Source organism: Rhizobium sp. C104 (genome assembly GCF_022354505.1).
Lineage (GTDB): Bacteria > Pseudomonadota > Alphaproteobacteria > Rhizobiales > Rhizobiaceae > Rhizobium > Rhizobium redzepovicii.
This window is the reverse complement of sequence record NZ_CP092348.1, coordinates 2,644,014-2,657,867: the sequence shown is the minus strand read 5'-3', so window position 1 is coordinate 2,657,867 and position 13,854 is coordinate 2,644,014. Positions and strand designations below refer to the sequence as shown.

At 63.3% G+C, this 13,854-nt stretch carries 10 protein-coding genes and 1 pseudogene; 10 read left to right on the top strand and 1 reads right to left on the bottom strand.

The window, feature by feature from the left end:
* Window positions 1-67: 67 nt before the first annotated feature.
* From MF410_RS14400 to MF410_RS14355, 10 genes and pseudogenes are all read left to right on the top strand, one after another.
* A complete protein-coding gene (locus MF410_RS14400; protein WP_097624177.1) occupies window positions 68-928 on the top strand; it encodes a S49 family peptidase in 861 nt (286 codons plus the stop codon).
* Window positions 929-946: 18 nt separating this feature from the next.
* Complete coding sequence (locus tag MF410_RS14395) at window positions 947-1,138, top strand: hypothetical protein (protein WP_003588221.1); 192 nt, start codon at window positions 947-949, stop codon at window positions 1,136-1,138.
* 380 nt (window positions 1,139-1,518) lie between these two features.
* Complete coding sequence (locus MF410_RS14390; protein WP_010069596.1) at window positions 1,519-2,475, top strand: glycine--tRNA ligase subunit alpha; 957 nt, start codon at window positions 1,519-1,521, stop codon at window positions 2,473-2,475.
* On the top strand, window positions 2,472-2,909 hold the full coding sequence (locus tag MF410_RS14385) for a nucleoside kinase (protein ID WP_097624038.1): 438 nt from the start codon (window positions 2,472-2,474) through the stop codon (window positions 2,907-2,909). The genes MF410_RS14390 and MF410_RS14385 overlap by 4 nt, the downstream gene beginning before the upstream one ends.
* Window positions 2,910-2,970: 61 nt before the next feature.
* Entirely contained in the window at window positions 2,971-3,522 is a 552-nt protein-coding gene (locus tag MF410_RS14380; protein WP_097624039.1) for a LemA family protein, read from the top strand.
* A gap of 111 nt (window positions 3,523-3,633) precedes the next feature.
* Window positions 3,634-4,895 (top strand): annotated as a pseudogene (locus MF410_RS14375) (3-phosphoshikimate 1-carboxyvinyltransferase).
* A 36-nt stretch (window positions 4,896-4,931) separates the two neighbouring features.
* Window positions 4,932-6,866 carry a DUF2207 domain-containing protein gene (locus tag MF410_RS14370; RefSeq protein WP_097624041.1) on the top strand — a complete coding sequence of 645 codons (1,935 nt, stop codon included), beginning with the start codon at window positions 4,932-4,934 and terminating at the stop codon, window positions 6,864-6,866.
* 65 nt (window positions 6,867-6,931) lie between these two features.
* Complete coding sequence (gene purD, locus MF410_RS14365; RefSeq protein ID WP_097624042.1) at window positions 6,932-8,215, top strand: phosphoribosylamine--glycine ligase; 1,284 nt, start codon at window positions 6,932-6,934, stop codon at window positions 8,213-8,215.
* Window positions 8,216-8,308: 93 nt separating this feature from the next.
* The gene (locus MF410_RS14360) at window positions 8,309-8,770 is read left to right on the top strand and encodes a plant virulence effector HPE1-like domain-containing protein (protein WP_097624043.1); all 462 of its coding nucleotides are present in this window, start codon (window positions 8,309-8,311) and stop codon (window positions 8,768-8,770) included.
* A gap of 415 nt (window positions 8,771-9,185) precedes the next feature.
* Complete coding sequence (locus tag MF410_RS14355) at window positions 9,186-11,009, top strand: methyl-accepting chemotaxis protein (RefSeq protein WP_097624044.1); 1,824 nt, start codon at window positions 9,186-9,188, stop codon at window positions 11,007-11,009.
* Between the two features lie 368 nt (window positions 11,010-11,377).
* Here MF410_RS14355 and glyS read toward each other — a convergent pair whose 3' ends face one another.
* Window positions 11,378-13,561, bottom strand: coding sequence for a glycine--tRNA ligase subunit beta (gene glyS / locus MF410_RS14350; protein ID WP_097624045.1), 2,184 nt, complete (start codon window positions 13,559-13,561; stop codon window positions 11,378-11,380).
* Window positions 13,562-13,854: the final 293 nt, after the last annotated feature.

Genomic DNA, 13,854 nt, shown 5'->3' with positions numbered 1-13,854 from the left:
TCCAGCGCATACATGGATGCCGATCATCATTGACGTGATCGTGCGACCCGAAAGCGAAGGATTAGAGATGGCCGGATTCTGGAGAAAGCTGCTGCCGAAACGGTTCCGCAAGAACGGCATCACCATCCCGGTCGTCAGATTGCAGGGGCCGATCGTCAGCGGCGGCGGCCCGTTTCGGCCGGCCCTCAATCTCGCCAATGTCGCTCCGGTTCTGGAAAAGGCCTTCGCCATGAAGGACGCGCCGGCGGTTGCCATAACTATCAATTCGCCGGGCGGTTCGCCCGTCCAGTCCCGCCTGATCTTCACCCGCATTCGCGAACTCGCCCGCGAGAAGCAGAAGAAGGTCCTGGTCTTCGTCGAGGATGTCGCCGCCTCGGGCGGTTATATGATCGCGCTCGCCGGCGACGAGATCATTGCCGACGCCACCTCGATCGTCGGCTCGATCGGCGTCGTCTCCGGCGGTTTCGGCTTTCCCGAACTTTTGAAGAAGATCGGCGTCGAGCGCCGTGTCTACACCGCGGGCGAAAACAAGGTGATCCTCGATCCGTTCCAGCCGGAAAAGGAAAAGGACATCGAATATCTGAAGAGCCTGCAGCTCGAAATCCACCAGGTCTTCATCTCGATGGTGCGCGAGCGCCGCGCCGGCAAGCTGAGGGACGATGCGGCGGTCTTCTCGGGCCTGTTCTGGAGCGGCACCCGCGGCCTCGAACTCGGCCTCGTCGACGGTCTCGGCGACATGCGCCAGGAATTGAAGCGGCGCTACGGCCAGAAGACCAAGCTGGAACTCGTCGCCGCCGGCCGCGGCCTGTTCGGCCGCCGTGTTCCCGGCGTGTCGCCGGTCTCGCTCGAAAGTGCGGCATCCGGTCTCGCGACGGGGCTTGTCGAAGCGGCCGAAGAAAGAGCATTGTGGAGCCGTTTCGGGCTTTGAGGGGAGCGAGAGAGGGAAATGGCGCAGCTTATCACCATCCTGGTCCTGGTCTTCTCGGCCTGGTGGCTCTACCGCCGCTTCGTCTCCGATGCCCGCAAGCTCGCCGAAAAATCGCGCCGCGCCGAAAGGGAGCGCCAGACCGGCGCAATCGGCACGCTGGTCAAGGATCCTGTCACCGGCGAATACCGGCTGAAGCGGGATGAGGAATAGGGCGTCGATTTTCCCTTCTCCCCAGCGGGGGTCCGAAGGACGGGCGAGACCGGTGGCTCGCCCAGGCTGGTGGCCCGAAGGGTCGGATGAGGGGGCCGCACGGCACGGCATTAATTGCCCTTCGGTTGCGCTCAGCGCATTCGCGGCTTTGCCGCTTACCCCTCATCTGCATGCCGGCATCTTCTCCACGCTGGGGAGAAGGGATATGCCGCGACCTCTCCGTCCCGCACCGACGCCTCACGGGGCACGTCCCCGTTGGGCTAGGGTGAGGGCAGAGACCCTCTCCATACGGGCCGTTCCACTCTCGCAAAACCCTTGACCCCCGCCGCCCTCCATGGCACCTGTCGCGCCGATAATCCCCACGCAATCGGTGCCGTTTCATGTCAGCCATCCCAGACCATATGAACCCGAAGCGCTCCTTCCAGGCGCTGATCCTGACCCTGCACAGCTACTGGGCGGACAAGGGTTGCGCGGTGCTGCAACCCTACGACATGGAGGTCGGCGCCGGCACCTTCCACCCTGCCACCACGCTGCGCGCCCTCGGCCCCAAGCCTTGGAAGGCCGCCTATGTCCAGCCGTCGCGGCGCCCGTCCGACGGCCGCTATGGTGAAAACCCGAACCGCCTGCAGCATTATTACCAGTATCAGGTCATCCTGAAGCCGAACCCGCCCAATCTGCAGGAGCTTTATCTCGGCTCGCTCGCGGCGATCGGCCTCGACCCGCTGCTGCACGACATCCGTTTCGTCGAGGACGATTGGGAAAGCCCGACGCTCGGCGCCTGGGGCCTCGGCTGGGAATGCTGGTGCGACGGCATGGAAGTCTCGCAGTTCACCTATTTCCAGCAGGTCTGCGGCATCGAATGCGCGCCGGTCGCCGGTGAGCTGACCTATGGCCTCGAGCGCCTCGCCATGTATGTCCAGGGCGTCGACAATGTCTACGACCTGAACTTCAACGGCCGCGAAGGCGACGAGAAGATCAGCTATGGCGACGTCTTCCTGCAGGCCGAGCAGGAATATTCGCGTCACAACTTCGAATTCGCCAATACCGAGATGCTGCATCGCCACTTTGTCGATGCCGAGAAGGAATGCCGGGCGCTGCTCGATGCCGGCGCGCCTGGCGACAACGCCAACCAGCGCCTGCACAAATGCGTCTTCCCCGCCTATGACCAGTGCATCAAGGCCAGCCACGTCTTCAACCTGCTCGATGCCCGCGGCGTCATCTCGGTCACCGAACGCCAGAGCTATATCCTGCGCGTGCGCACGCTCGCCAAGGCCTGCGGCGAAGCCTTCCTCCTGACCGACGCCGGCGGCGTCAATCTGGGCAAAGAGGCAGCGTGACGCAAAAGCCTGCCAGCCGTATTGTCCATATCAACGGCTGGCCAGGCACCGGGAAGCTGACCGTCGGCCGTTTGCTGGCGGTTTTCGACCATGCCGTGCGTGCCGATCCGGCCGACAGCTTCGTCTTTACCGATGCTCTTGCGGATGACGCGGATGATAGTGCGACGTTTTCCTGGTATCTCGATCTGGCTGCCGGCAGGGGCGCGGATCTGGTCGCAGTTCTCCTCGACTGCGCGCCGGAGGAAAATGCCAGGCGCCTCGTCTCCCCCGGCCGATCGGAGGCGCTCAAGCTGACGGATACGGCGAGGCTGCAACAGCTCCGGGCAAACTATAAACTGTTGCGCGGACTTGCTGAGCACACGGTCGAAATTGATAAGACGGATCTTTCGCCGGAGCAGACGACGGCCCGAATTCTCGCGCATATCGGTGTTTGACGGCAACTGGGAATCCTGCGTAGTCTTTGCACCAAGATTACTTCGTTGCAGGGGATTCGCGATGTATATTGCGCTTGGCGTCATCGTTTTGGTCGCCCTCTATGTCGTCTTCATCTACAACGGCCTGGTTCGCTCGCGGCAGATGGCTGAAGAAGCCTGGTCGGGTATCGACGTGCAGCTGAAGCGCCGCGCCGATCTGATCCCGAACCTGATCGAGACGGTCAAGGGTTATGCCGCCCACGAGAAGTCGACGCTCGAAGAGGTGGTTGCGCTTCGCAACAAGGCGCAGGCCGTGCCAGCAGATGATGTCGCCGGCAGGGCGCAGGCGGAAGGGCTGCTCGGCCAGGCGCTCGGCCGTGTCATCGCGCTCGCGGAAGCCTATCCCGATCTCAAGGCCAACCAGAATTTTGCCGAGCTGCAGGCCTCGCTCGAAACCATGGAAGGCGAGCTGCAGATGGCGCGGCGTTATTACAATGGGGCAGCTCGCGACCTCAACGTCAAGGTCGAAAGCTTCCCCTCCAATCTCGTCGCCGGCCAGTTCGGTTTTGCCAAGCGGGACTATTTCGAAATCACCAACGAGGCCGATCGCGCCGTCCCCAGCGTTAAATTCTGACGATCCGGCATTTTGCCTTTGCGAAAAAGCGACTAAGAGCAGGGGCAGACTGCGGCCGGCAAGAGCATGTCGCGCAAAACTGTGCAGCGGCACGATGGACGGAAGAACAGCATGACACGTACAGCCAAACTCACGATCATCCCGCCGGACAAGCCGCTTTCGGGCCGCGCCATGCCGCCGGGCTCCAAGTCGATCACCAATCGGGCGCTGCTGCTCGCCGGCCTTGCCAAGGGCACGAGCCGGCTGACCGGCGCGCTGAAGAGCGACGATACGCGCTATATGGCCGATGCGCTGCGCGCCATGGGCGTTTCGATCGACGAGCCCGACGACACAACCTTCGTCGTCACCGGCAGCGGCAGGCTCCAGCCGCCGAAAGCACCGCTCTTCCTCGGCAATGCCGGCACGGCGACACGCTTCCTGACGGCGGCCGCCGCCTTGGTCGATGGCACCGTGATCGTCGACGGCGATGAACATATGCGCAAGCGCCCGATCGGCCCGCTGGTTGAGGCGATGCGCACGCTCGGCATCGATGCGACCGCCGAGACCGGCTGCCCGCCGGTCACCGTCAAGGGCACCGGCCGCTTCCAGGCCGACCGCATCCGCATCGATGGCGGCCTGTCCAGCCAATATGTCTCGGCTTTGCTGATGATGGCGGCCGGCGGCGACCGGCCGGTCGATATCGAGCTCGTCGGCGAGGATATCGGCGCACTCGGTTATATCGATCTGACCACGGCGGCGATGAAAGCCTTCGGCGCCAAGGTCGAAAAGACCAGCCCGGTCACCTGGCGGGTCGAGCCGACCGGCTACCGCGCCGCCGACTTCATCGTCGAACCCGATGCCTCGGCTGCGACCTATCTCTGGGCCGCCGAAATCCTGACCGGCGGCGCGATCGATCTCGGCGTTCCCGCCGACGCTTTTTCGCAGCCGGACGCGCGCGCCTACGACATGATCGCCCGCTTTCCGCAGCTGCCCCCGAAATCGACGGCTCGCAGATGCAGGATGCCGTTCCGACGCTGGCCGTGCTTGCCGCCTTCAACGAGACGCCGGTGCGCTTCGTCGGCATCGCCAATCTGCGCGTCAAGGAATGCGACCGCATCCGGGCGCTTTCCTCCGGCCTCAACCGCATTCTCCCCGGCCTTGCCCGCGAAGAGGGCGACGATCTGATCGTAAAGTCCGATCCGGCCCTTGCGGGAAAGCGTCTTCCGGCCGAGATCGACAGTTTCGCCGATCATCGTATCGCCATGAGCTTCGCGCTCGCCGGCCTGAAGATCGACGGCATCACCATTCTTGATCCCGATTGCGTCGGCAAGACCTTCCCCGCCTATTGGCGGACGCTCGCCGCCCTCGGCGTGACATATCAGAACAAGGATTGACTAGAAGCAGCCGAGGCTGCCGGCGGGGAGACAGGGATGGGGCGTCGGTTTTTCGGATTTTGTTTTGCTCTGCTCTTGATGCTGGCGGCCCCGGCGGCTTTCGCTGCCGAGGTCATCGACAGTTTCGCCTCCGCCATCAGGCTCGAAAAGAGCGGCGCGATGACGGTGGCGGAAACGATCACCGTCAATGCCGAGGGCAACCGGATCAATCACGGCATCTTCCGTGACTTCCCGCTCTATTTCACCGACGCCGAAGGCCGTCGCCGTAGCGTCGATTTCGATATGGTGTCGGTCACCCGCGACGGCGAAGACGAGCCTTGGCACACGGAATCGATTTCCGGCGGCATCCGCATCTATGCCGGTTCCGCCGATGTGTCGGTGACGCCGGGCCGTCACCGCTACGTCTTCACCTACAAGACCAACCGCCAGATCCGCTATTTCGACGATCATGCCGAACTCTACTGGAACGTCACCGGCAATGGCTGGATCTTCCCGATCCGCTCGGCCACGGCGACGGTGCAACTGCCGCTGGGTGTTGCCGCCACCGACACGGTCTTCTTTACCGGCCCTCAGGGCGCGACGGGGAAGAACGCCCGCGTCGATGAAGCCGGCGCCGGCCTGGTCTTTGCCACCACCGCGCCGCTTGCCGCCGGCGAGGGCCTGACCTTCGCGATCCGCATGCCGAAGGGTTCGATCGATCCGCCGAGCGCCGATATGGAAAGCACCTGGTGGCTCAAGGATAACCGCAATTATTTCATCGGCTTCGGCGGCTTGATCCTGGTTTTCGCTTATTACACTCGTTCCTGGCTGAAGGTCGGCCGCGATCCCGCCCGCGGCGTCGTCGTGCCGCGCTGGGACGCACCTGAGGGCATCTCGCCGGCGCTGGTCAACTACATCGACAACAAGGGTTTCTCCGGCGGAGGTTGGACGGCGCTTGCTTCAACCGCGCTCAACCTTGCGGTGCGCGGCTACGTCAAGCTCGAAGACTTGAAGAATTCGATCGTCATCCAGGGCACGGGCAAAGCGCTCGGCAAGGAGAAATTCCAGGCCGGCGAGACCGAGCTTCTGAAAGCTGTCGGTGGCGCAGGCAGGACACTGACGATCGACAAGGCCAATGGCGAGCGCGTCAAATCCGTCGGCCAGGCCTTCCGTTCGGCGATCGAGAAGGAGCATCGCGGCAAATATTACAATTCCAACCTGGCCTATACCGCAGGCGGCATCGCGCTCAGCGCCGCTTCCCTGGTGGCGCTGTTCGTTTTCGGCTCGCTGCAGCCGGACACGATCGCTCTGATGCTGGTCCCGACGGCGATCGCGGTTTTCGTTGCCGTCTTCGTCGCCGGTTTCATGAGGTCGATGCATCGCGGTAACTCGCTATTCGGCAAGATCGTCGCCATCATTGCCACGGCGGTCGGTGTTTTCGTCGGCATCAGCATTCTTGCCGTCGTCGTCCTGGCGCTTGCTTCGTCGCTGGTGCAACTGCACGAAACGCCGATGCTCTTTGCCGTCGGCGGCATCGTGCTGCTCAACATCCTCTATTTCTTCATCATGGGCGCGCCGACCCCGCTTGGCGCCCGGATGATGGACGGCATAGACGGCCTGCGCCAATATCTGACGCTGGCCGAAAAAGACCGCATGAACACGGCAGGCGCGCCTGAAATGTCGCCGCAGCATTTCGAGACGCTGCTGCCCTATGCGGTGGCGCTCGGTGTCGAGAGGCCCTGGTCGCGCACCTTCGAGACCTGGCTTGCAGCCGCCGCGGCCGGTGCGGCCGCCGCCTATGCGCCCGCCTGGTATTCCGGCAATTTCAACAGCGGCAGTTTCTCCGACCGCGTCGGCGGCTTTTCCTCGTCGATGGCCTCGACCATCGCCTCGACCATACCCTCGCCGCCGCCGTCGAGCTCGTCCTCCGGTTTTGGCGGCGGCGGTTCGTCGGGGGGCGGTGGCGGAGGCGGGGGAGGCGGGGGCTGGTAAGCTTTCCCGCTTGACCTTTCGCCCCTTGGCCCTTAACCGCCAGAGGCAAAAGGAAAGGGTGGCGCATGAAGGTTCTGTTGATCGGATCGGGCGGACGCGAGCATGCGCTCGCCTGGAAGCTGGCGCAATCGCCGTTGCTGAGCGAATTCTATGCCGCGCCCGGCAATCCCGGCATTGGCGAACACGCCGTGCTCGCGCCCGTCAACATCGAGGATCATGAAGCGGTCGCCGCCTTCTGTAAGGACAAGGCGATCGATTTCGTCGTCGTTGGCCCCGAGGCGCCGCTCGTTGCCGGCCTTGCCGACCGGCTGCGCGCCGATGGCCTGACCGTCTTCGGACCCTCGGCAGCCGCCGCCCAGCTCGAGGGCTCCAAGGGCTTCACCAAGGATATCTGCGCCCGCTACGGCATTCCGACAGGCGCCTATCAGCGCTTCAACAATGCGCCGAAGGCCAAGGCCTATATTCGCGATCAGGGCGCGCCGATCGTCGTCAAGGCCGATGGCCTTGCCGCCGGCAAGGGCGTGACGGTGGCGATGACGCTGGATGAAGCCTTGGCTGCCGTCGACGACTGTTTCGAGGGCGCCTTTGGCGCTGCCGGCGCCGAAGTCGTCGTCGAAGCCTATCTCGACGGCGAGGAGGCGAGCTTCTTCTGCCTCTGCGACGGCAAACATGCGCTAGCGCTTGCCACCGCCCAGGATCACAAGCGGGTGGGCGAGGGCGATACCGGCGTCAATACCGGCGGCATGGGCGCCTATTCGCCGGCGCCGGTCATGACCGCCGACATGGTCGAGCGCACCATGAAGGAAATCATCGAGCCGACGATGCGCGGCATGGCCGAGAGCGGCCATCCCTTCTCTGGCGTGTTTTTCGCCGGGCTGATGATCACCAGCAAGGGGCCGGAGCTTATCGAATACAATGTCCGCTTCGGCGATCCCGAATGCCAAGTGATGATGATGCGGCTGAAGAGCGATCTGCTGCCGCTGCTGCTCGCCACCGCCAACGGCACGCTCGATCAGGTGAGTGCCGAATGGAGCGACGATCCGGCCCTGACGGTGGTCATGGCCTCGAAGGGTTATCCCGGCGCGTACGCGAAAAACACGCCGATCCTCTCCCTGCCCGAGGCAGGCGAGGGCGAGAAGGTGTTTCATGCCGGCACGGGCCTGAAGGACGGCGCGCTGGTTGCGACCGGCGGGCGCGTGCTGAACGTCACCGCGTCAGGCGGCACGGTCGCCGAGGCCAGGGATCGCGCTTACGCGCTGCTCGACAGGGTCAAGTGGGAAAACGGCTTCTCCAGGCGCGACATCGGCTGGCGGGCGATCGAGCGCGAAACAGGTGCGGACACAGTATAAACCGCCGCGTTCTTTAAATTTTTACCCTTTCCCCTGACGGGATGGAAACAAAGCTGCGCTATACCGCTCTCATAGTGAGACGGAGTTGCGTTGATGCGTCAGATTTTCCTCGGTGCGGCAATCCTGCTGATGGCAGGTTCGGCGATGGCTTCCTCGATCGAGGTGATCGGCAAGACCGCGGCGCCGGCTGAAGGCAGCATCATCACCGAAAGCTGTGCCGCTTGCCCGCCGCTCCAGGCCGAACTCGTCAAGAAGGACTATACGGTGCCGGAGCTGAAGCCCGGTGTCCTCCAGGCGAGTGAAGTCCGCGATGTCGGCGGCGAAAAGAAAATCTATCGCACCGAAGGCTGGATGGGCGGCTCGCCCGTCGTCTTCGTCAGCAAGGCGACACCGGAAGCGATGATCGCTGCCGCGCCTTCAGCCCCATCCGCGGATGGCATCGATATGAGCGCGACGACCGCGGCCGTCATCGGCGGCGATGCCAAGCCTGTTGTGGCCGGCATGGCGGAACAACCGGCAGCCCTGAACGTTTCGGAATTCAAGCTGCGTTTCTAAAGTTCCCTGCCCCTGCCCGATCAAGGTTTCGATCGTTTGGGGTTCCACCTCAGGTGGACCGAATGCACCCTCGAAGATAAGCGGGGGTGCATTCTCTTTTGTGCGTGATGGCGAAAACCTAGGCGGTTTGCGTCCGGCTCGCAGACAACAACTTATTCAAGAACTTCAAGCAAATGAGATCCAATTATCGGTGAACATCGAGCGTTTTGCTTCCCAGTCGACCCCTGAAATTTTAGGGAAATTCCCGTCACTTATAATAAAATTAAACATTTCTTATGGGGTGAGCCTCAATGGTTATTTACCCGGTCGCAGCATGTTGTTTGAGCAGCGGTAGATGCGTCGCCGTTTTGGCGCGCTCGCACAGGCGGTAGGAAACCGCACCGGACTGCACTCACCGTTCCCGTTGCGAGGCGTCATGAAAAATCTGAAAATATCGAAGCAGCTCATACTGCTGGTCGTCGGCCTGATGATCGCCTTTGCAGTTGCCACGTCCCTGCAAATCCGTTCCTCGGTCGATGCGATCTACAAGGAGCGTTATGACATGCTCCGCGCCGAGGTTCAGTCGGCGGTCTCCGTTCTCAAGCTTTACCAGGCTAAGGTCACCGCGGGCGAAATGACGCTCGAAGATGCCCAGAAGCAGGCCTACGCCACCGTCAACGGCATGAAATACGATCCGGACGGCTATTTCTTCGGTTATAGCTATGACGTCCAGATGCTGTTCCACTACGACGCCGCGAAAGTCGGGCAGAACCTCAAGGGCCAGCCGGACAGCAAGGGCAAGCTCTACCGCGAGGAACTGGTCAAGCTCGGCCAGCGGGGCGGCGGTCTCGTCGAATTTTATTCCACCAGCAAGCCGGGCGAGCCGGCCGGCGATTATCGCAAGACGGCCTATGGACAGGCCTTCGAGCCATGGAAAGTCGTCGTCGTCACCGGGGTTTATATGGACGATCTCGATGCGCAGATCCACAGCACGATCCTGACCGCGCTCTCCGGCAGCATCGTTCTGTTCTTCCTTGCCATGGCGGCCGCCTACGTCGTAATCCGTGGCATTTCCGGCCCTCTCAACAGCGTCCACGCAGCGCTGAAGGCTGTCGCCGAAGAGGATGTTTCCATCGCCATCCCGCATACGGCCATGAACAACGAGGTCGGCTTGATGGCGAAAGCCACGCAGTCGCTGCAGGAAAAGATCCGCGAACGCCATGCGATGTCGGATCGCGAGGCGGCCCAGCAGCTGGCGCTGGAAAACGAGCGCGAAAACAATCAGCGCCAGCAACAGGACGAGACGGCACTCCAGGTCCGCGTGATGGCGACGATCGGCCAGGCGTTGGAGATGATTGCCCGTGGCGATCTCACCGTCCGCTGCGCCGATCTCGGCCAGAAATATGCCGCCCTTCGCGACAACTTCAACGATGCGCTGTCGCATCTCGAAGCCGCCATGGCCAAGGTCAGCGCCAAGGGCGCCGATATCGGCACCAGCAAGGAAGAAATCCGCCGCGCTTCCAACGAGCTGTCGCAGCGCACCGAGCGCCAGGCGGCGAGCCTCGAGGAAACCTCGGCGGCCCTCGACGAACTCACCGTCGCCGTCCGCCAGACGGCCGATGGGGCCCATGAGGCGAGCAAGCGCGTCCACTCGGTCAGCAACGAGGCCACCCACAGCGATGCGATCGTCGGCCAGGCGATCGAGGCGATGAGCGGCATCGAGAAATCGTCGTCGGAGATCACCAAGATTATCGGCGTCATCGACGAAATCGCCTTCCAGACCAACCTCCTGGCGCTGAATGCCGGCGTCGAGGCGGCCCGCGCCGGTGAATCCGGCAAGGGCTTTGCGGTCGTCGCCCAGGAAGTGCGCGAACTCGCCCAGCGCTCCGCCGCCGCGGCCAAGGAGATCAAGGACCAGATCGCCCGCTCCTCCAGCCAGGTCGAGCACGGCGTCCGCCTGGTCGGCGAGGCAGGCGAGGCGCTGAAGCGCATCTCCGACCAGATCAAGGCCGCCAACGAGATCGTCGCCAAGATCGCCCACAGCGCCTCCGAGCAGGACACGACGCTGCGCTCGATCTCATCGTCGATGAACCAACTCGACGCCGCTACCCAGCAGAACGCCGCCATGGCCGAGGAAACCACGGCATCGGCCGAAACGCTGGCCAGCGACACCGACGAGCTGCTTGATCTGATCCGCGGCTTCCGCGTCGGCAGGTCCGGCGCGGCTCCGGCCATGCATCAGGGTCGTCGCGCCGCTTAAACGGCCCCGCGAGTTCCATCACCAGAGCCTGTGCGGCCGCCGGTTTCCGGCGGCCGTACTGTTTTGGAAACATTCAGCAACGCGTTTGATCTCGTGATCTGATAAAATGCCGGCGCCGGCGTCGTCATGGATGAAATCGCCCGGCGGGAGCAGCCCCTCATCCGCCTGCCGGCACCTTCTCCCCGTAAACGGGGCGAAGGGGATATGCCGCGACCTCTCCGTTCCCCACAAGCTCTTGCAGGGCACCTCGACTCTCCTCGTCAGAACGGGGAGAGGGTTAGGGTGAGGGTGAGGGGCAAATTCCGGTGCTAACCCGGCAGCCGTAGGCCCAACTTGAGAGGTAGAAAGATTACCGACCCAACCCGCTCTCACCCCGAGATCTTCGAGAAGTCCGCCACCGTCCCCGTCGCTTCGCGGATCAGCCGCAGCAGAGCCAGGCGGTTGGCGCGGATGGCCGCGTCCTCGTCGTTGACGAGCACGTCTTCGAAGAAGCGGTCGACCGGGCCGCGCAGCTGGGAAAGCCCTGCCATCGCCGAGCGGAAATCTTCTCCGGCGACGGCATTGGCCGCTTCCGTCGACGCACTGGAGATTGCCGCGAACAGCTCCTTCTCGGCATCGAGCTTCAGCAGCGCCGGCGAAACGGCATCGGCGATCACAGTGCCCTTCTTCTCCTCGGCGGCGAGCAGCTGTGTGGCGCGCTTGGTGCCGGCAAGCAAGTTTTTGCCGTCCTCCGAGGTGATGAAGGCCGTCAGCGCTTCGACGCGGCGGGCCACCATCAACAGATCGTCGGCATCGGCCGTCAGCACGGCGTCGATCAGATCGTGGCGGGCACCCTGGTCGCGCAGATAGACCTTCAGGCGATCGTGGAAGAAGGAGAGGAGGTCGAAGCAAGTCTCGGCCGGATCGCCTGCGAATGAAAACACGGACTCGCCGCCTGTCTTGGCGAGCAGCGACGTCCGGCTCATGATCTTCAGCAGCGGCAGCCTGACATTGCGCTCCAGCAGGATCCTGACGACGCCGAGGGCGGCACGCCGCAGCGCGAAGGGATCCTTCGAACCTGTCGGCTTTTCGCCGATCGCCCAGAAGCCGATCAGCGTGTCCAGCTTATCGGCGAGCGCGACGGTGATCGCGACCTTGTCGGCGGGAACGCGGTCCGACGGGCCTTGCGGCTTGTAGTGGTCTTCGATTGCTGCGGCAACCGAGCCATTCTCACCCTGCAGCGCCGCATATTTGCGGCCCATCAGGCCCTGCAGTTCGGGGAATTCGCCGACCGCTTCGGTGCGCAGATCGGCCTTGGCGAGCACGGCGGCGCGATCGGTGAGAGCCGCATCCGCGCCGGTGATCTTTGCCAATTCCTCCGCCAGCGCGCGGAGGCGGGCGACACGTGCGCCCTGCGTGCCGAGCTTGGCATGGAAGGTCACGTCGAGCGCATCGAGCTTGGCCATGCGCTGGTCGAGCGGCTTCCTCAGGTCGAGGTCGAATTTTGCTGCCGACGCCTTCAAAGTCTCCAGATCCGGCAGGCCGCCCTGGTCGCGCTTCCAGAAATGCAGCGCATCCGAAAGCCGGGCCCGCACCACCTTGCCGTTGCCGTGGACGATTTCCTTGCCGCCGTCATGTGCCTGGATATTGGAAACCAGGATGAATTTGTTCGACAGCGTTTCCTCACCCTGCTTGCGGGTGACGAAGCACTTCTGATTGGTCTTGATGGTCAGCCGGATGATCTCGGAGGGGATGGAGAGATAATCTTCCTCGAAACTGCCCATCAGCACCTGCGGCCATTCCACGAGGCCGGAGACTTCCTCCAGCAGGCCCTCGTCTTCGACAAGCTCCAGCCCGTTGGCAAAAGCGGTGTCGCGGGCGTCGTGCAGGATGATATCCTTGCGCCGCTCGGCGTCGAGGATGACCTTTGCCTTTTCCAGGCTTGCCGCATAATCGTCGAAGCGCCGGACGGTGATCGCCTGGGGCGCGTGGAAACGATGGCCGTAGGTGATGTTGGAGGCGATGATGCCGTCGATCTCGAAGGGGATGACGGTGGTTTCCTCATGCTCGGGGCCGAAGGTGCAGACGATCGATTGCAGCGGCCGCACCCAGCGCAGAGCACCGGCCTTGGAGGACGCCTTGCCCCAGCGCATCGACTTCGGCCAGGGGAAATCGCGGATGATGCCGGGCATCACCTCGGCGACGATCTCTTCCGCCGCGCGGCCGGGCTTGGAAATGACCGCGACGTAGAAATCGCCCTTCTTCGGATCGCTGACCACCTGCGCCTCGGAGATCGACGAAAGGCCGGCGCCGCGCAGAAAGCCTTCGATCGCCTTCTCATTGGCGTCGGTGCGCGGCCCCTTGCGCTCCTCGCGCACGTCGGCCGAGCGCGCCGTCAGGCCGTGAATGTCGAGCGCCAGCCGCCGCGGCGTCCAATATTCACGGGCGCCCTCATAGGAAAGACCCGCTTCGACGAGCGCATCGGTGACGAGCTTCTTCAGATCGCCGGCAGCCTTGCGCTGCATGCGGGCCGGAATCTCTTCGGAGCGGAGTTCGAGAAGAAGGTTTGGCATATCACACTTTTCCTTGCGCCCGCGGGCAGGGCGATCCAAAACGTTGCTTCTGCTATCAAAGAATGCCGCATCTGCACAACCGCAAAAACGGAAGAGAGCAATGGGGTGAACGGTTGGTAGGCGTTGTGCCGTGTGGCCCCCTCATCCGACACTTCGGGCCGCCTTCTCCCCGCTGGGGAGAAGACAGGAGCAGGCCGCTTGCCCTCGGCTCCGCAAACAGTACCTCCAGGAGGGCGAGACGCTGCTACGATTTCGCTTCTCCCCTTGGGGAGAAGGTGCCGGCAGGCAGATGA